General features: G+C 66.0%; 16 protein-coding genes and 4 tRNA genes. 11 read left to right on the top strand and 9 right to left on the bottom strand.

Annotation, left to right across the window (positions count from 1 at the left end; translation table 11 throughout):
• The first annotated feature begins 4 nt into the window (after positions 1–4).
• Together OH146_RS00745 and OH146_RS00750 are read left to right on the top strand one after the other, a co-directional pair.
• A complete protein-coding gene (locus tag OH146_RS00745; protein ID WP_265156388.1) occupies positions 5–475 on the top strand; it encodes a cytochrome c oxidase subunit 4 in 471 nt (156 codons plus the stop codon).
• The gene (locus OH146_RS00750; protein ID WP_265156390.1) at positions 444–905 is read left to right on the top strand and encodes a GNAT family N-acetyltransferase; all 462 of its coding nucleotides are present in this window, start codon (positions 444–446) and stop codon (positions 903–905) included. The genes OH146_RS00745 and OH146_RS00750 overlap by 32 nt, the downstream gene beginning before the upstream one ends.
• A gap of 73 nt (positions 906–978) precedes the next feature.
• On the opposite strand, the gene OH146_RS00755 is transcribed toward OH146_RS00750, so the two are convergent.
• The 4 genes from OH146_RS00755 to OH146_RS00770 all read right to left on the bottom strand — a co-directional run bounded on the left by OH146_RS00755 (position 979) and on the right by OH146_RS00770 (position 6,232).
• Positions 979–3,108 (bottom strand): 3-hydroxyacyl-CoA dehydrogenase NAD-binding domain-containing protein, encoded by a 2,130-nt coding sequence (locus OH146_RS00755; protein WP_265156392.1) that lies wholly within the window; start codon positions 3,106–3,108, stop codon positions 979–981.
• Positions 3,105–4,307 (bottom strand): thiolase family protein, encoded by a 1,203-nt coding sequence (locus OH146_RS00760; protein ID WP_265156394.1) that lies wholly within the window; start codon positions 4,305–4,307, stop codon positions 3,105–3,107. The genes OH146_RS00755 and OH146_RS00760 overlap by 4 nt, the downstream gene beginning before the upstream one ends.
• A 73-nt stretch (positions 4,308–4,380) precedes the next feature.
• Positions 4,381–5,610 carry a ribonuclease D gene (locus OH146_RS00765; protein ID WP_265156395.1) on the bottom strand — a complete coding sequence of 410 codons (1,230 nt, stop codon included), beginning with the start codon at positions 5,608–5,610 and terminating at the stop codon, positions 4,381–4,383.
• Between the two features lie 28 nt (positions 5,611–5,638).
• Positions 5,639–6,232 carry a DUF3000 domain-containing protein gene (locus OH146_RS00770; RefSeq protein ID WP_265156397.1) on the bottom strand — a complete coding sequence of 198 codons (594 nt, stop codon included), beginning with the start codon at positions 6,230–6,232 and terminating at the stop codon, positions 5,639–5,641.
• A 22-nt stretch (positions 6,233–6,254) separates the two neighbouring features.
• Here OH146_RS00770 and OH146_RS00775 point away from each other — a divergent pair, with 22 nt between their 5' ends.
• Positions 6,255–7,454, top strand: a complete 1,200-nt coding sequence (locus OH146_RS00775) for an alpha/beta hydrolase family protein (protein WP_265156399.1) — start codon at positions 6,255–6,257, stop codon at positions 7,452–7,454.
• On the opposite strand, the gene OH146_RS00780 is transcribed toward OH146_RS00775, so the two are convergent.
• Both OH146_RS00780 and OH146_RS00785 read right to left on the bottom strand, forming a co-directional pair.
• The gene (locus tag OH146_RS00780; protein WP_265156401.1) at positions 7,432–7,869 is read right to left on the bottom strand and encodes a SufE family protein; all 438 of its coding nucleotides are present in this window, start codon (positions 7,867–7,869) and stop codon (positions 7,432–7,434) included. The genes OH146_RS00775 and OH146_RS00780 overlap by 23 nt on opposite strands.
• Before the next feature lie 43 nt (positions 7,870–7,912).
• On the bottom strand, positions 7,913–8,812 hold the full coding sequence (locus OH146_RS00785; protein WP_265156403.1) for a sulfurtransferase: 900 nt from the start codon (positions 8,810–8,812) through the stop codon (positions 7,913–7,915).
• A 195-nt stretch (positions 8,813–9,007) separates the two neighbouring features.
• Between OH146_RS00785 and zapE the strand changes: the two genes are divergently transcribed.
• The 3 genes from zapE to OH146_RS00800 all read left to right on the top strand — a co-directional run bounded on the left by zapE (position 9,008) and on the right by OH146_RS00800 (position 12,449).
• Positions 9,008–10,048 carry a cell division protein ZapE gene (gene zapE, locus OH146_RS00790; RefSeq protein ID WP_265156405.1) on the top strand — a complete coding sequence of 347 codons (1,041 nt, stop codon included), beginning with the start codon at positions 9,008–9,010 and terminating at the stop codon, positions 10,046–10,048.
• Between the two features lie 221 nt (positions 10,049–10,269).
• Positions 10,270–11,484, top strand: coding sequence for an ammonium transporter (locus tag OH146_RS00795; RefSeq protein WP_265156407.1), 1,215 nt, complete (start codon positions 10,270–10,272; stop codon positions 11,482–11,484).
• A 119-nt stretch (positions 11,485–11,603) separates the two neighbouring features.
• Positions 11,604–12,449: a hypothetical protein gene (locus OH146_RS00800; protein ID WP_265156409.1), complete on the top strand. Its 846-nt coding sequence runs from the start codon at positions 11,604–11,606 to the stop codon at positions 12,447–12,449.
• On the opposite strand, the gene OH146_RS00805 is transcribed toward OH146_RS00800, so the two are convergent.
• Together OH146_RS00805 and OH146_RS00810 are read right to left on the bottom strand one after the other, a co-directional pair.
• Positions 12,430–13,773, bottom strand: coding sequence for a cryptochrome/photolyase family protein (locus OH146_RS00805; RefSeq protein ID WP_265156411.1), 1,344 nt, complete (start codon positions 13,771–13,773; stop codon positions 12,430–12,432). The genes OH146_RS00800 and OH146_RS00805 overlap by 20 nt on opposite strands.
• 129 nt (positions 13,774–13,902) lie before the next feature.
• Positions 13,903–13,978, bottom strand: a tRNA-Val gene (locus OH146_RS00810).
• Between the two features lie 136 nt (positions 13,979–14,114).
• Between OH146_RS00810 and OH146_RS00815 the strand changes: the two genes are divergently transcribed.
• From OH146_RS00815 to OH146_RS00835, 5 genes are all read left to right on the top strand, one after another.
• Positions 14,115–14,186 (top strand) — tRNA-Gly (locus tag OH146_RS00815).
• Between the two features lie 34 nt (positions 14,187–14,220).
• Positions 14,221–14,294 (top strand) — tRNA-Cys (locus tag OH146_RS00820).
• Between the two features lie 20 nt (positions 14,295–14,314).
• A tRNA-Val gene (locus OH146_RS00825) sits at positions 14,315–14,386 on the top strand.
• A 334-nt stretch (positions 14,387–14,720) separates the two neighbouring features.
• Positions 14,721–16,676 carry a threonine--tRNA ligase gene (gene thrS, locus OH146_RS00830; protein WP_265156413.1) on the top strand — a complete coding sequence of 652 codons (1,956 nt, stop codon included), beginning with the start codon at positions 14,721–14,723 and terminating at the stop codon, positions 16,674–16,676.
• Positions 16,676–17,236 carry an HIT family protein gene (locus OH146_RS00835; protein WP_265156415.1) on the top strand — a complete coding sequence of 187 codons (561 nt, stop codon included), beginning with the start codon at positions 16,676–16,678 and terminating at the stop codon, positions 17,234–17,236. The genes thrS and OH146_RS00835 overlap by 1 nt, the downstream gene beginning before the upstream one ends.
• 9 nt (positions 17,237–17,245) lie before the next feature.
• Here OH146_RS00835 and pdxY read toward each other — a convergent pair whose 3' ends face one another.
• Positions 17,246–18,097, bottom strand: a complete 852-nt coding sequence (gene pdxY / locus OH146_RS00840) for a pyridoxal kinase PdxY (RefSeq protein WP_265156417.1) — start codon at positions 18,095–18,097, stop codon at positions 17,246–17,248.
• Positions 18,098–18,120 lie beyond the last annotated feature (23 nt).

Below are 18,120 nucleotides of genomic sequence, written 5' to 3' on the forward strand. Positions count from 1 at the left end.
ACAAATGAAGGTCAACGCCAACATCTTCTGGCTCCTCGCCGTCTTCTTCGCTGTCGTTGCCGTCGCGTACAGCATCTGGAGCTACTTCGTGTCGCTCGCACAGATCGAGGACTACGCGCAGCGTGTGGGGCCGGGCGGTATCACCGAGGGCCACCCCGAGTGGGTGGGCACAATCGCGCTCGCCCTCTGCGCGGTGCTCGCCGGTTTCATCGCCTTCTACATCGGCAAGGTGCACAAGGCCCAGGGCGGCGAGCTGCCCGAAGATCGCCTCGATGCAAACATCGACGATGGCGATCCCGAACTGGGGCACTTCAGCCCCTGGAGCTGGTGGCCGATCGTACTTGCCGGTGCAGGGTCGCTGGTGATGCTGGGTCTTGCCGTTGGGGTGTGGATCTCCTTCATCGGTGCTGCGCTCACCTTCGTCGCCATCGTCGGGTGGGTCTATGAGTACTACCGCGGCAACTTCAGCCACTGAGGTTGCGATACGCAGGGCGTCGTCGGCAGATGCCGACGGCGTCTTCGCGCTGGTTGCGCAGCTCTCCGAAACCTACGACGTCGAGCGGTCAGCCTTTGACGCCGCGTTTGAGGACGCCGTTGAGCACCCGACGCGCAATGTGCTTCTTGTGGCGGAGAATGGCGATCGCATCCTCGGCTACGCGCTTATGACGGTCGCCCGCCTGATGTACACACGCGCGGATGCGGCACAGATCCAGGAACTCATCGTCGACGAGGGTCATCGCGGTCTCGGCATCGGCAGTCGACTGGTTTGGGCTGTAGAGGACATCTGCCTCGAGCTCGGCTTGCAGCAGCTCACGGTGGCAAGTAGCCGTGCGCCAGCGTTCTATGATCGGCTCGACTTCCGATCCACGGCCGACTACCTCAAGAAGGTCTTCCGCAGCGAGTAGGACGTTCTTGACGGCGAAAGGGCCCCGCAGCGTAAGCTGCGGGGCCCTTCGCATGAGTCAGAGTCACGGCCCGTCAGGCGTGCTCGATCCCGCGAATCTGGGGAGTGTGGAACGTCCCACCAAAGACCCGCTCGGATGCGCCGACCCTGTCGAGGTAGGGCGTCGCGCCGCCCATCTGGAACGGCCAGCCGGCACCGAGGATCATGCAGAGGTCGATGTCCTCGGCGGCCGCGACGACGCCGTCGTCTAGCATGCGCTTGATCTCATCGGCGAGCCCGTCTTCGAGTCGACGGAGAATCTCCTCGCGGCTCATGGGCGTCGTTCCGCCGGAGACGATCTTGACGGCCTGCTTGTCGAAGCCCTTGATCTCGCCCTTCTTGTTTCGCTCGAAGATCGCCCCGTGCTCAGCGAGCCGGTGCAGGTTCTCGCTCTCGAAGAAGCGCTCGGGGAACGCCGCGTGGTGAGTGTCCAGCACGTGGGCCCCGACCTTGAGTCCGACGAGTTCGAGCAGCTCGAAGGGGGACATCGGCAGGCCCAGGGGATCCGCTGCCGTGTTCACCACCTCGAACGGTGTGCCCGTGTCGACCGCATGCATCGCCTCGCCCAAGAGTTTTGCGAGTACACGGTTGACGACGAACCCAGGAGTGTCCGCCGTGATGACCGCCGTCTTGTAGAGCTTGCTGGCCGTCACCATCGCGGTACTGAGTGTCTCGTCGTCGGTCTTCGGTGTCTTGACGACCTCGATGAGCGGCATGACCGCGACAGGGTTGAAGAAGTGGAATCCGACGAGCCGCTCGGGGTGGGTGAGCTTCGCACCGATCTGCTCGACGGACAGCGACGAGGTGTTGGTCGCGAGCACAGCAGTCGCTGAGACATGCTGTTCGATCTCGGCGAAGACGTCCTGCTTCGCCTCGAGGTTCTCGAAGATTGCCTCGATGACCCAGTCGGCGTCGGCGAAGTCCGCCTTGTTGGTGGTCCCCGTGACGAGAGCCTTGAGCCGGTTGCTGTCGTCGCTCGAGAGCTTGCCCTTGGCGTGCAGCTTGTCGATCTCTCCGTGGATGTAGGCGAGACCCTTGTCGATCTGCTCCTGCGAGATATCGGTGATGACGACGGGCACCTTGAGCCTGCGTACGAAGAGCAGGGCGAACTGCTGCGCCATGAGGCCCGCGCCGATGACGCCGATCTTCGTGACAGGCTTCGCGAGCGCCTTGTCGGGCGCGCCGGCCGGGCGCTTGCCGCGCTTCTGCACGAGATTGAAGGCGTAGATGCTCGCGACGAACTGGTCGCCCGCGACGAGCTCCGCGAGCTTCTCATCCTCCGCCGCGAAACCCGTCGCCTTGTCGCTCTTCTTGGCAGCCTTGAGCAGTTCCAGGGCGGCGTAGGGAGACTTCGCGACCGTGCCGATGCGCTCCTCGAGCATCTTCTTCGCCACGCTGATGGCGATATCCCACTTGAAGGCGCGCTCGGCCTTGCCCGGCTCGTTCGGTCGCGTGACCTTCGTGGTGCCGGAGATGACGCCGTCCGCCCAGCGGATGGACTCCTCGAGGTAGTTCGCGGGGTCGAAGATCGCGTCGGCGATGCCCATGTCGAAGGCCTGCTGCGGCTTCAGCATGGTGTTGTTCTTGAGCGGGTTCTGAATAACGACCTTGAGCGCGTTCTCGATGCCGATCAGGTTGGGCAGCAACCAGGCTCCGCCCCAACCGGGGATGAGCCCGAGGAAGACCTCGGGAAGCGCCACCCCGGCACCAGAGCGGTCGATCGTGCGGTAATTGGCGTTGAGAGCCACCTCAAGGCCGCCACCGAGGGCGAGGCCGTTGATGAAGACGAAGGAGGGGACGCCGAGATCCTCGAGCTTGCCGAAGACATGGTGACCGAGCTGTCCCAACTTCTTCGCCGCATCCCTGCTCGGGATCTCACTCACCTTGCTGAGGTCGGCACCCGCGGCGAGGATGTATTGCTTGCCGGTGATCGCGAGTCCTGCGATCTCACCGTGAGCCGCGCGCGACTTCTGTGCGTCGAGCACCTCGCCGAGTTCGAGGAGGCCGAGCGGGCCGAAGGTGTTGGGTCGGGTGTGATCCTTGCCGTTGTCGAGAGTCACGAGCGCGAGCGTGCGTCCGCCCGACAGCGGGACATCCGTAACGTACGAGTGCGTCACGACCTCATCGGTGGACAGTTCCTTGAGTTCGTCGAACTGCGACGTCATTTCTTCTTCCTCCCAGTGAAGTGCGGGTTCTCCCAGATAACCGATCCGCCCTGCCCGAGGCCGACGCACATGGCGGTCAGGCCGTAGCGAACCTCCGGGTGCTCCTCGAACTGGCGGGCGAGCTGAATCATGAGCCGCACGCCTGACGATGCGAGGGGGTGTCCCACTGCGATCGAGCCGCCCCACTTGTTGACGCGGGGGTCGTCGTCGGCGATCCCGAAGTGGTCGAGTAAGGAGAGGACCTGCACGGCGAACGCCTCATTGAGTTCAAAGAGACCGATGTCGTCGATCGAGAGGCCCGCCTTAGCGAGGGCTTTCTCCGTTGAGGGGATCGGGCCGATTCCCATGATCTCCGGCTCGACGCCGGCGAAGGCATAGCCCACGAGCCGCATCCGCGGGGTGAGGCCGAGTTCCTTGGCCGCCCGCCCGCTTGCGAGCAGGCTCACTGTCGCGCCGTCGTTGAGCCCGGAGGAGTTACCGGCGGTGACCCGACCGTGCGGGCGGAACGGAGTCTTGAGTCCCGCGAGTCCCTCCATCGTCGTTTCCGGACGCGGTGCCTCGTCGCGTGTCGCAAGTCCCCAGCCCTCTGCCGTCTTGACGGCCACCGGCACGAGGTCGGGGTCGATCTTGCCCGCAGCGACCGCAGCGGCGAACTTCTGCTGGCTTCCCAGCGCAAAACGGTCGGCCCGCTCCTTCGTGATTGCGGGGAGGCGGTCGTGAATCTTCTCCGCCGTGTTGCCCATGTTGAGCGCCTCGGGGTTGACGAGCTTCTCGGCGACGAAGCGGGGATTGGGGTCCACGCCCGAGCCCATCGGGTGATGTCCCATGTGCTCGACGCCACCCGCGATCGCGAGGTCATAGGCGCCGAGGGCGATGCCACCCGCGATGGTCGTCACGGAGGTCATGGCACCCGCGCACATGCGGTCGATCGCGTAGCCGGGAACCGTCTGGGGGAGACCCGCGAGGATCGCCGTGCTGCGGCCCAGAGTCAGGCCCTGGTCGCCGGACTGGGTGGTCGCGGCGATTGCCACCTCGTCGATCCGGTCTTTCGGCACGGACGGGTTCCGCTCGAGCAGAGCGATCATCGCTTTGACCACCAGGTCATCGGCGCGGGTGTTCCAGTACATCCCCTTCTCGCCCGCACGTCCGAAGGGAGTCCTCACCCCGTCGACGAACACGACATCTTGCATTTCGGCCACAACGCCTCCTTGGTCTGGGATCTGGCTTGATCCTAGGTGGGCGGTTTTTCGGTCCGGAATCCTTTGCACCTTCCTACGAAGGGCTTTCCTCGCCCTCCGAGACGCCTTGGCTCGCCTCTACAAAGGCATCGTGAATGATCTGTACAGTTGCGTCAATCTGCCAGGGTCGGGCGCCGAGGTTTGCTAGCGCCACGACAAGGCTCTCCACGGTGAGAGGCTCGGGAGGAGTCCACGCGACCCGCCGCAGCGTGTCGGGGGTCAGCAGGTTCTCCACGGGAAGCGAGAGCGCTTCCGCCCTCTCGACGACGCGCGGGCGGGCCGCCTTGAGCCGTCGGTCCGCGTCCGGATTCCGATCCGCCCATGCCTTGGGAGGAGGGATCGTCTCGACGCCGGGCACCCGCAGCGACGGCAACTCCTCGGCAGCCTTTCCCTCCTCGATCGCCGACCACCAGCGGCCGAGCTCGCTTCGGCTCGCCCTGCCGATGAACTCTTTCAGGCTGGCGAGTTCTCGTTTGCTCGCGGGGAGTGCTTTGGCAGCGGCGACGAGGCTCGCGTCGGGCACGAGACGGCCGGGAGCGACATCCGTCTCTCTCGCGTAGGCATCCCTCGCCTCCCACAGCGCCTTTGCCACCGCGAGATTGCGGGGATTGCGAATCGAGTGAACTCCCGAGAGCCGCCGCCAGCCCTCTCCGCGGGAACTCGGCCTCGCCGTGCGGTTGAGGACCTCGGCAAACTCCTGATCCGCTATCTCGGATTTGTCCTGCTCCTCGAGCAAGCGGGCGACCGCCTCTCGCAGGTCGACGAGAAGCTCGACGTCAAGTGCGGCGTAGAGGAGCCAGGATGCGGGGAGCGGCCTCGTGGACCAGTCGGCTGCCGAGTGCTCCTTGGCGAGGTGGATGCCGAGGAGAGACTCGACCACCGTGCCCAGCCCCACCCTCGGGAGACCGGCGAGGCGTGCTCCGAGCTCTGTGTCGAAGATTCTCTGCGGGTCCAGGCCCACCTCGCGGAGGCACTCCAGATCCTGGCTGGCAGCGTGGAAGACCCACTCGACATCGTGCACCGCCTCGTTCAACTCCGCGAACGATCCGATGGCGGGCGGGTCGAAGAGGAAGGTTCCCGCACCGCGGCGGAACACCTGGATGAGGTAGGCGCGCTGTGAGTAGCGATAGCCGGATGCCCGTTCCGCATCGATCGCGAGGGGCCCTTCGCCCCCGGCGATGCGCTCGACGGCCGCGAGGTAGTCCTCCCGCGTCTCGATGACGCTGTAGGTGCCTCCGGATTCGTTCACGGATGCGGCACTCACGCCGTCCTCCTGCACTCGGTCCTCCTCGTCATGATTGCCGAGCCGCCCTGTGGGTCGTGAGTGACCTCACGCCCTCCGCGGGGGGAAGGCCCGCGAGCATGCAGAGCAACTCGCCCCAGCCTTCGACATGCGCCGTGACATCCGCATCGTGGGGTGTCCAGGAGGCTCGGAGCTCGATCTGCGCGCCGTCGCCCTGCTCAGCGAGCTCGCCGTAGCCGGTGGAGAGGATCTTGGTCGCGGTTCCGGACGCGCGAGAGTAGCGGGCGCCCCGGGCGTCGAGGGCGTCGGTGAGCCACGACCATGCGACATCCGCGAGGAAAGGGTCGACGCCGATGTCCGTCTCAAGGGGAGCCTGCACGAAGCAGACGACCCGAAACTGGCCGTCCCAGGCATCCTGACCCTCGGGGTCGTGCAGCAGCACGAAACGCCCCGTGCCCAGCTCTGAGTCCTCGTCGTGGCGTGCCGGCGTGACATCCGCCGAGAGGGCGATCGAGTGGGGTGCGACCGATGAGGGGGACGGGATGTCCTGGACGCTGAGCTCGGAGCGGAACCGCGCCCGACGGATCGCCTCGACGGCTTCACGGAAGGGAGCCGGGAGTGAGCCCGCGTCTGTATTCGGCACACGTGAAGACTAAAGTTCAAGAGTGAAGCTTGCACGCAGGCACGCCGCGCCCGGGCGCCGCTGGCTCATCCGGGCGGGACTCGGGGCCGCGGTCGCCGGCGGGGTGACACTCGCGGTCCTCGCGGGAACAACCTTGATGGTCGCGCGCCGTGTTGTGACGCCTCCGCGCCGAGCGACGCAGGATATGCGAATCGTCTCCGTGGACCGGGAGAACGGGCGTATTACCCTTACGGCGCATCCTGAATCCCGGGTGGACGGCCGCTACGGGCTGTGGTTCGACCGGGACTCGGGCTATGCCAAGATCGGCACCATCGTGCGGCAGGATGTGGGCAGTGTGACCCGCGAGCTTGTCGCGCTGGAGGAGGGGAACCCGCGCCCGGGAGCCCGGTGCCGCATTTCCGGGTGGTACTACCGCGACCCGTCCGAGCTCGGCTTCGAGTACGAGGAGGTGGTCGTGCCCACGACGGTGGGGCCCGCTCCCGCCTGGCGGATCGACCCGCCCGACCCCACGGACCGCTGGGTGGTTCAGGTTCATGGGCGCGCTGTCGACCGCCGCGAGGGGATCCGTGCGATTCCCGTCTTCCGTGGCGCCGGCTTCACCTCGCTCCTCATCTCCTACCGCAACGACGGGGTGGCGCCGCGCAGCGAAGACGGACTCTACGCACTCGGCGACGTCGAGTGGCTCGATGTGGAGGCGGCTTTGCGCTACGCACTCGACCACGGGGCGAAGGATGTCGTTTTGATGGGGTGGTCGATGGGTGGGGCCACCGTTCTGCAGACGGTCTCCCGCTCCAAGCTCGCACACGTCGTCCGGGGCGTGGTGCTCGAGTCACCCGTCGTCGACTGGGTGACCGCCCTCGACCATCAAGCAGGGATGCTGCGGATCCCCCGACTGGTGACGACCTCCGTCTACCGCATCCTGTCGCGGCCGTGGGGCAGGCTTCTCACGGGTCAGTCCGAGCCAATCGACCTCCGCAGGCTTGACTTCGTCACGCGAGCGATGGAGCTGCGGGTGCCCATGCTGATCCTCCACAACTCGGGGGATCGCTTCGTGCCGAACGCGGCGTCACGCGCTCTCGCCGAGGCGCGCCCCGACATCGTCGACTTTCCCGAGATCGAGGGTGCCGGTCACACGCGCGTGTGGAACTCCGACCCGGAGCGGTGGGTGGGCATGATCACGGCCTGGCTCGAGTCCCGGGTCAGGCGGCGTTCCGCTCCCTGACCTGACGTTTCACGCGCGCCAGCAGAGCGGACATTCCCCGCAGGCGAAGCGGGCTGATGGCTCGCGCGAGACCTATCGTCTGGGGGTAGTCGTCGGGTACGTTCAGCACTTCGGCAGGCGTCAGACCCTCGAGTCCCTGCACGAGGATCGAGGCGAATCCGCGCGTCGTCGGAGCCTCCTTCGGTGCTGTCACGTGAAGGTGCACGATGCCGTCGATGATCTCCGTGAAGAGGAAGACGGGAGCCTGACATTCCTCCACGCGCTCCAGAAGGTCAGGATGATCGGCATAGCGCTCGGGAAGGTCCGGCAGTTCTTCTGCAAACTCGAGCAGAAGAGTGAGCCGCTCCTTCTCTCCGACCGAGAGAAACTCTTCGCGGATGTCGGCGAGCGCCTCGGGCAGGGGTGTTTCAGTCATCCCCCCGAGTATCGCACCGGGCGCTGGATGCGACCTGCTCGTCTCAGCGGCGCGGATCCTCACCCGGCTCGGAGCCGGTCACGATGGGAACTCGAACGGCGGAACCCCATTCGGTCCAGGAACCGTCATAGTTGCGCACCTTTTCGAGGCCGAGGAGGTGCGTGAGAACGAACCAGGTGTGGCTCGAACGCTCACCGATACGGCAGTAGGCCACGACCTCGTCGTCGGGGACGATGCCAGCCTCGTCAAAGTAGAGGGCCTCCAACTCCGCCCGCGAGCGGAAGGTGCCATCCTCCGCTGCAGCGCGGCCCCATGGAACGCTGACAGCGGTGGGAATGTGGCCGGCCCGCAACGCCGATTCCTCGGGATACGCGGGAGCCGTCGTCCGTTCGCCCGAGTACTCCTCGGGAGAGCGCACGTCGATGAGTGGCTTGCCGAAGTGGAGCAAAACGTCATCCTTGAACGCCCGGATGGCCTCGTCCTGACGTTCAACAACGGGGTAGTCGGTCTTGACGCGAGTGGGAACCTCTGTCGTGTACTCGCGGCCCTCGGCCTCCCACTTCGCCCGGCCGCCGTCGAGAAGGCGTACGTCCTCGTGTCCGAAGAGGGTGAACACCCAGAGAGCGTAAGCCGCCCACCAGTTGCTCTTGTCGCCATAGATGATGACGGTGCTATCGCGGCTGATGCCGCGCTCGCCCATGAGGCGTGCGAAGCCCTCTCCGTCGACGTAGTCCCGTTGCACGGGGTCGTTGAGGTCGAGGTGCCAGTCGATCTTGACTGCCCCCGGAATGTGCCCGGTCTCGTAGAGCAGCACGTCTTCATCGGATTCGACGACGACCAATCCTTCGTCGTGCAGATGCTCGGCGAGCCACTCGGTGCTGACGAGACGCTCCGGGTGTGCGTACTCGGCGAATCTCGCGCTGTCGTCGCTCGTGACGGTCATTGCTGCCTCCGTGGTGCCAGGAGCCGCGACATCCTGCCGCCGACCCGCGGGTTAACATGGGTTTCACTCCCACTGAAGACTGTAGGCGCTCCGCCGAGGGTGTTGCAGCCGGTCGTAAGACTTCGACACGGCGTCCGCGCGCGGGCGTGACCTTGGCGGCAACGATGCGGCGCACCACGAATGGACAGGCCTCGCGTGACCCCAGAAAAGCCCAGCTCCGCCACGTCGGCTCCCACGAGCCTCCTCAACCGCGATGACCGACTCTCCGGCCGCGAGATGGTCGAGCATCTGGTGCCGCCGCGTCAGTTCATGTCGGCATCGCTCGATAACTACCGCCCTGATCCGGACTTTCCCTCGCAGGCGGAGGCAGTCGAGGCAGTGCGGATCTTCGCCAGCGGCGCTGCTCCGCGCCGGGGCGGTCTCTTCTCGCGACGCAAGCCCAGCGAGGAGGTGCGGCCAGGAATCTACCTTGACGGCGGATTCGGCGTGGGCAAAACCCATCTGCTCGCGTCCCTGTGGCATCTTGCTCGCGGACGCAAGTACTTCGGCACGTTCATCGAGTACACGGCGCTGGTCGGCGCCCTCGGCTACGCGGACACGGTCAAGGCGCTCAAGGGCGCGTCCCTTCTCTGCATCGATGAGTTCGAACTCGATGACCCCGGAGACACCCGGCTGATGGCTCGGCTCCTCGGAGAACTTGTCGCCTCGGGCTCACGGATCGCTGCAACATCCAACACGCCGCCGAATGCGCTCGGTGAAGGGCGTTTCGCCGCACAGGACTTCCTTCGCGAAATCGATGCGCTGGCGGGCCAGTTCACGACCATTCGTGTCGACGGGGTCGACTACCGTCATCGCGAGAACTCCGGCCACGCAGTCACGACAGAGCCGGCTGAGGTGCGGGAGCGTCTGGCGGCGCTGGGCGGCGACACCACCGTCGACGATTTCGACGCAGTCCTGGGCTTCCTCGGCACGGTCCATCCCTCGCGCTACGTCAAGGTGGTCGAGGGGCTTGTCGGCCTTGGCCTTCTCGACGTGCACCCCTTTACGAGCCAGACGGATGCCCTGCGCTTCGTCGCCTTCGTGGACCGTCTCTATGACGCGCAGGTGCGGGTCGTCGCGAGCGGAACCGCCCTCGACGAGGTCTTCCCCGAGGAGATGCTGTCCGGCGGCTACCGCAAGAAGTACCTCCGCGCCGTGTCACGTCTCATCGCTCTCACATCCGACCAGAGGGAATAGGTCGAAACTGCGGCTCTGCGCGGCGTATTCGCAGCCAATGCGAGGGGCCGGGAAACACGGTGTTTACCTTCGCGCGATTCGCGTAACATTCGCGAAACTCGGCAACAGTCCCGCCGAAACAGTGCCTCACGAAACTGGGCCACGTACCGAAAGCGTCGTACCGCCCCGGGCGGTGGACGTGCGGTCCATCCCGAATCGAGAGAGGCAATAGGCAAATACCTATGGACACCGGCGAACTGACTTGGGCCCTCGTGGCCACTGCCCTGGTGCTGTTCATGACACCAGGCGTCGCACTGTTCTACGGCGGCTTGGTCAAGGCCAAGAGCGTCGTGAGCATGATGATGATGAGCTTCGGCTCGATGGCGCTCATCGGCGTGCTGTGGATCCTTTACGGATTCAACATGTCGGCCACTACCGGCCCGTGGGCATTCTCGGGCAACCCCTTCGGGGAGAACTTCGCTCTCGCGGGTCTCGACAACGACGGGCTCATCGGGGCAGTCTTCGGATCGACCTTCGCCATCATCACGGTCGCCCTCATCTCCGGTGCGATCGCCGACCGGGCGAAGTTCGGCTCGTGGATGCTCTTCGCGGGCATCTGGGCGACGCTCGTATACTTCCCCGTCGCCGCGTGGGTCTGGGGTGGCGGTTGGATCCTCAGCATCGGTGACTCGATCATGGAGGGCATGCCGGCCGTGATCGACTACGCCGGTGGAACGGCGGTGCACATCAACGCGGGCGCTGCTGCCCTGGCCCTCGCGCTGGTCCTCGGCAAGCGCGTCGTCTTCCAGAAGGGCGCGCACAAGCCGCACAACGTGCCGCTCGTCCTGCTCGGCGCCTCCGTGCTCTGGTTCGGCTGGTTCGGTTTCAACGCCGGAGCCGAGTTCCTCAACGGCATGGCGAATGTCGGCCTTATTGCAGTCAACACGCTCGGCGCGACCGCGGCCGCCATTCTTGGCTGGGCCATCGTCGAGAAGCTCAAGGACGGCAAGGCTACCGCGGTGGGCGCCGCCTCAGGTGCCGTCTCCGGTCTCGTTGCGATCACCCCGGCCTGTGCCAACCTCGACCCAATCTGGGCCCTCGTGCTCGGTGTCGTCGCCGGTGCCGTCTGTGCCCTCGCGATCGAGCTCAAGTTCAAGCTCGGCTTCGACGACTCGCTCGACGTCGTCGGCATTCACCTCGTCGGTGGCCTCATCGGCACGATCTACCTCGGCTTCTTCGCGATCGACACCGGCCTCTTCACGGGGGGTGACGCCGGTCAGCTGATCGTGCAGGTCGTCGCGGCACTCGGTGTCCTGATCTACTCCTTCGTGGTCGCCATGATCCTCGGCTTCGCCATCGAGAAGACGCTCGGCTTCCGCGTCAAGAACGAGGACGAGATCGCAGGCATCGACACGATCGTTCACGGCGAGGAGGGCTACGCGCTCGAGAACGCCTGATCGTTCGATTTCCCGCGGGGGTGCTGCCACACGGCGGCACCCCCGCTTTCGCGTGTCGCGGCGGCGCGTCGTGTGGTCGCTGGAGCATCGCTGCGGCTGCCGCAGGGCACTATGGGGGAGTGATCGACCATGTCGTGTTGCTCCTCCTCATGGGGGTCGCCGCTGCCGGGGTCATCGCGATGCTTTTCCCTCCGAGTCCGCGGGTGTTCATCATCGCCGCAATTTGGTTCGCCGGATGTCTCGTGCCCCTCGTCCTCGCGCAGGCGTCGCGCATTCCCGATCCACTGTCTCTCTCGGACGCGATGGACTTCGCCGGCGCCGCCGCACTGCACCTGTCCCTCGCCGTCTATGCCTCGACGGCGATCAGAGTCTCCGCCTCACCAGCGCCCACGCCTCCCATCCGCGAGCGGGCGGGCTGGCGGGCTGTCGTCGGAGCCGTCGCTCTCGTCGCAGCATGGTGTGCGTGGATCGTCGCCCTCGAGGGGCGACTGACTGTCTTCACAGCTGCCCTCGTCGGTAACGTTCTGCTGTCGGCCCTGGGCGGCCTCGGCGGCGCCACGCTCGTGGCAGGCCTCCGCGCGCGCCACCGCAATGACCCACTTGGCGGGCTACTTGCGGGCCTCGCGGCGGCGTCGGCCGCGGCATCCGGGATCCCCCCAGCGGCGGCCCTCAGCGTTGGTTTCGCCGCCGGGATCGTTGCCGTTATGAGTGGAGCGCGAGGGGGTGTGGTCCGGCCGCGGTCGTGGATTCGCCCGACAGGCATGGGGGCACTCATCGGGCTGTTGGCTGTGGGGGTCCTCGATGTGCGCTCGGGCTTCTTCTTCACGGGGCAACCGACAGCGGTCATCGCACAACTCGTCCTCGTCGCGGTCGCCATCGTGGTTCCCGCAGCGCTGGGAGCCGTGGGCGGCCTGATCGGCCGCGGAGGCACCGGAGCGGCCTCCGCTAGCGAGCCCTCAGCCTGACGCGCTCATATGCCTCGAGCGCCGCCGCGCGGCTCTCGCGCAGGTCGACGATCGGCTCAGCGGGGGAGTCCGGTGCCCACTGGGCGATGTAGAGGCCGTGCGCGTCGAACTTCTTGGCCTGCAGGGCAGGATTGAAGACTCGGAAGTAGGGGGCGGCGTCGGCGCCGGAGCCCGCCACCCACTGCCAGTTGAAGGCGTTGCTTGCGGCATCCGCGTCGACCAGCGTGTCCCAGAACCACTCCTCGCCGACGCGCCAGTCGATGAGCAGGTTCTTCACGAGGAAGGATGCCGCGACCATCCGCACGCGGTTGTGCATGTAACCCGTGTGCCAGAGCTCGCGCATGCCCGCATCGACCAGGGGGACGCCCGTGCGCCCCCGCTGCCAGGCACTGAGGTGATCCTCGTCGATAGGCGGCCAGGGGAACGCGTCGAACTCGGAGCGCAGGTTGCGCGTCGCGAGCTCGGGGAAGCGGAACAGGGTGTGCCACGCGAACTCCCGCCACCCGAGTTCGGAGAGGAACCCGCCCGTGCCGCCTGTCGCGAGTGCCGAGTGCCAGACCGTGAACGGACTCAGCTCGCCCCAGCGCAGCCGCGGCGACAGGAGCGATGTCGCGCCAGCGGACGGCTCGTCACGTGCGCGCTCGTAGGCTGCCACGTCCTCCTCGAGAAAAGTCTCCAGTCGTTCGACGGCGGCAGGCTCGCCCGGCCGCCACGTCTCGCGCAGGCCCGCAGCCCAGTCGGGTCGGGTCGGCAGCAGTTCCCAACCGTCGAGGGCATCGGATGCCACGGCGCCCGCCACCAGGCCGCGCAGCTCCTCCGGCTCCGGCAGGGGAGCACGGGGCGCCGGCATCCCCAGGCACGCGCGCCAGAAGGGTGTGAACACCGAGTACGGCGTACCTGCCCCTGTCGTCACAGTCCATGGCTCGAACAACAGCGACGCTGCGAAGGACACTGCCTCGACGCCCGAGTCCCGAAGATCGGCCTTGATCCCCGCATCGATGGTGCGCTCCGGATCACTGTAGCGGCGGTTCCAGAAGACAGCGCCGGCGCCGAGTTCCTTCGCGAGCTCGGGAATGACACGTGCCGCGCTACCCCTGCGGAGCACAAGTTGCACACCACGGGCATCCAGTCGCTCCGCCAGCGAGGCGAGCGAACCATGCAGCCACCAGCGCGCAGCTCCACCGAGCGGGCGGAACCCAGGAGACTCCTCGTCGAGGATGTAGAGCGCTACAAGCGTCTCGTCCCTGGTGGCAGCGGCCGTCAGGGCGGGGTTGTCGGCCAACCGGAGGTCGTCGCGAAACCAGACGATCGAGGGGGAGGGCATCAGCGGTCTGGCCTGCGCGTGATCCGAAGCGGACCCCGCGCTGTCTCCGCGTCCACGCCATGACCTCTCTGCATCATGCGCAGAACGTACACCGGAACGCGCACAATCCGACCGGAGAACAAAGGGAACTGGTGGGCGATACCAGACTCGAACTGATGACCTCTTCCGTGTGAAGGAAGCGCGCTACCAACTGCGCCAATCGCCCGTGAAGACAATCTTGCCACACGTTTGCGGCGACGGATGCACGTCACAGTGCGTCGCGACGCGCCCGGCTCTGCTCGGTTTGGTGTCGACGCGGAAGATCGGTTAGAGTCATCCAGCACGCAGAAATGCGAGCAAATGCGGATGTGGCGCAGTGGTAGCGCATCACCTTGCCAAGGTGAGGGTCGCGAGTTCGAATCTCGTCATCCGCTCGAGTGAAGTCTCACGCACGTGGGAACCCTCCACGGTGGCGTGGCCGAGAGGCGAGGCAGCGGCCTGCAAAGCCGTCCACACGGGTTCGAATCCCGTCGCCACCTCCACTCGGCAACACAAACACCCCGGGCGATTGGCGCAGCGGTAGCGCGCTTCCCTGACACGGAAGAGGTCACTGGTTCGATCCCAGTATCGCCCACAGAGAGATGAAGCCCCGGTACACGCCGGGGCTTCTCTCGTTTCTGGAGGATCGAACGAGTGACCTCGCGACCGCCTGTCGGCGCTCGCGCTGGTTCGATCCCAGTATCGCCCACAGAAGAAGCACGAAGCCCCGAAGTGATTCGGGGCTTTTGTGTTCTCTGGATCGAACAGTGACCTCGCAACCGCCTGTTCGCGCTCGCGCTGGTTCGATCCCAGTATCGCCCACAGAGAGATGAAGCCCCGGTACACGCCGGGGCTTCGCTCGTTAAGCCGAATCGAACGAGTGACCTCGCGACCACGTGGGCCTTCAGCGCGCCACTAAACTTGGGCGAATGAGCCAGCAGTCAGGATTCGATCTCTTCACCGACCGCGACATCGTCGCCATGCGGGTCAACGGCGAACTGAAGGACCTGGCCGCCACAGTCACTCAAGGCGATGAGGTCGAGCCCGTCCGCATCGACTCGGAGGACGGTGTCGCTATCCTGCGCCACTCTGCCGCTCACGTGGCCGCGCAAGCGGTGCAGTCCATCAATCCCGAGGCGAAGCTTGGCATCGGCCCGCCCATCACGGACGGCTTCTATTACGACTTCGACGTTGCGGAGCCCTTCACGCCCGAGGATCTCAAGGCGCTCGAGAAGGCGATGGAGCGAATCATCCGCCAGGGCCAACGTTTCGTGCGTCGGGTCGTCACCGACGATGAGGCTCGCGCGGAGCTCGCCCACGAGCCCTACAAGCTTGAACTGATCGGGCTCAAGGGGTCCGCTGCTGAGGGCGGCGACAACGAGTCGGTTGAAGTCGGGGCCGGCGAGCTCACGATCTACGACAACGTCGACCCCAAGACGGGCGAGACGGTGTGGAAGGACCTGTGCCGCGGCCCGCACCTGCCCAACACCCGCATGATCGGCAACGGCTGGAAGCTCATGCGGACCGCTGCCGCATACTGGCGTGGCTCAGAGAAGAACAAGCAGCTCCAGCGTGTCTACGGCACCGCCTGGCCGAGCAAGGACGAGCTGCGCGCCTACACGACGCGCCTCGAGGAGGCAGCGAAGCGCGACCACCGCAAGCTCGGCTCGGAGCTGGACCTCTTCTCCTTCCCGGACGAGATCGGTTCGGGACTTGCGGTCTTCCATCCGAAGGGCGGCATCATCCGCAACGAGATCGAGAACTACATGCGGCAGCAGCTGCTCGCACACGACTACGACCTCGTAAACACCCCGCACATCACGAAGGGTCACCTCTTCGAGACCAGCCAGCACCTCAACTGGTACAAGGACGGCATGTTCCCCGCTATGCACCTCGATGAGGAGCGGGATGCCGAGGGCAACATCACGAGGCAGGGCCAGGACTACTACCTGAAGCCCATGAACTGCCCCTTCCACAACCTGATCTTCCGTGCCCGCGGGCGCAGTTACCGCGAGCTGCCCCTCCGCCTCGCGGAGTTCGGCACGGTCTATCGCTACGAGAAGAGCGGCACCCTCGCTGGTCTGACGCGCGTGCGTGGACTGACGCAGGACGATGCCCACATCTATGTGACGCCCGAGCAGGTCAAGGACGAGATCAAGCGCCAGCTCGACTTCGTCTTTGAGACCCTCCGCGGCTACGGGCTGAGCGACTTCTACCTCGAGCTCTCGACGCGCGACCCGGAGAAGTCGGTCGGCACCGACCAGCAGTGGGAGGAGGCGACGGAGACACTCCGACAGGTCGGCGCGGAGTCGGGTCTCGAGCTCGTGAACGACCCGGGTGGGGCGGCTTTCTACGGGCCCAAGATCTCGGTGCAGGCACGCGACGCTATCGGCCGCACCTGGCAGCTCTCGACCGTGCAGCTCGACTTCAACCAGCCCGCGCTCTTCGAACTCGAATACACGGCCGCGGACGGCAGCCGTCAGCAGCCCGTCATGATCCACCGAGCCCTGCTCGGGTCGGTCGAGCGTTTCTTCGCCATCCTGCTCGAGCACTACGCGGGCGCGTTCCCCGTGTGGCTCGCCCCCGTGCAGGTCGTCGGCATCCCCGTCGCGGAGGAGTACAACGAGTACCTCTCGGAGGTCATCGCTCGGCTCCGGCAGCGCGGCGTGCGCGCCGAGGTCGACCTGTCGTCCGATCGGATGCCCAAGAAGATTCGAAACCACACGAAGGCGAAGGTGCCGTTCCAGCTGATCGCGGGCGAGGAGGACCGGGCGAACGGAGCAGTGAGCTTCCGCTTCCGCGACGGCAGCCAGGAGAACGGCATCCCGGTGGATGACGCGATCGCGCGCATCCTCGATGCGATCGCCACCAAGGCGCAGGTCTGATGTCCTCCTACACTCCGGACGAGTTCGGGGACATCGACGCGGAGCGTGCCGAAGGCTTCGCAGCATCCGGGGATGCCTTTCAGAGGCTCTGGACACCGCACCGGCTCGTCTACATCGAGGACGGACAGCAGCCAGCGGCGCACGACTGCCCCTTCTGCAATGCGCCGACAATGGACGACGAGAAGTCGCTCATCGTCGCCCGGGGCGCGCACGCCTACGTGCTTCTGAACCTGTACCCGTACAACTCGGGCCACCTGCTGGTGTGCCCGTACCGGCACATCGCGACCTATGACGAGGCGAACGCCGACGAGATTGCCGAGATCGGAAGCCTCACCCAGACCGCGATGCAGGTGCTGCGGAAGACCTCCTCATGCGACGGATTCAACATCGGCATGAATCAGGGCAGGGTTGCGGGCGCAGGCATCGCCGAGCACCTGCACCAGCACATCGTGCCGCGGTGGGCCCTCGACTCGAATTTCTTCCCCATCATCGCTCGGACGAAGGCGGTGCCGAGACTTCTCGGCGAGGTGCGCGACGAGATCGCTGCCGCCTGGCCGTGAATCCTCCCGTCAGCGCACCTGCGTGACCTCGAACTGTAGGCGAGGGTGCGCGTAGGCCTCCTGCGACTCGACGAGCAGCAGCTCGCGCGAGCCGCCGTCGTAGGTGTTCTGCAGCAGGTCGAAGACGCTTGAGGTCGTGCGGGCCAGGGCCGCAGCCACGTCACCCGTCTCCCGGTAGTGGGCCGTGAAGAGCGCTGCAGTGACGTCCCCCGACCCGTTGGCCTTCATGGGGATGTGCGGCGTTTGCACGATCCATGCGCCCCTGTCGTCGACAGCCAGCATCTCGATTGTCCCCTCGGGTCGTTCGGGGCGCTCGACGCTTGTGACGAGCACAGTGCTCGGACCCATCGCACGCGCCGCATCGACGGAAGCCAGCGTCGACTCGAGATCGCTTGGCTCCGTCTCGGTGAGGAAGCCGAGCTCGAACTGGTTGGGCGTGATGATGTCGGCGGCCGGAACGACGCGCTCGCGAAGCAGGATCGGGATGGCGGGAGCCACGAAGCATCCGGATTTCGCGTTGCCCATAACGGGGTCACATGCATAGACAGCCGTGGGGTTCGCGGCCTTCACACGGGCCACCGCGTCGAGGATGACGTCCGCAATGCCCTCACCGCCCTGATATCCGGAGAGCACCACGTCGATGTCGCCGAACGCGCCGCGCTCCTCGATGCCTGTGATGACGTCGCGGACGTCGTCAGGGCCGATGAGGGGTCCGCGCCAGGCGCCGTACCCGGTGTGGTTGGAGAAGTTGACGGTGTAGACCGGGTACACCTCGACTCCGATGCGCTGCAGCGGAAAGACGGCGGCGGAATTGCCGACATGGCCATAGGCGACGGCGGACTGGATGGAGAGGATCTTCACGAGGGCTCCTGTGGGTTGAGGGC

Source organism: Homoserinimonas sedimenticola (genome assembly GCF_026094475.1).
Classification (GTDB): Bacteria; Actinomycetota; Actinomycetes; order Actinomycetales; family Microbacteriaceae; genus Homoserinimonas; species Homoserinimonas sedimenticola.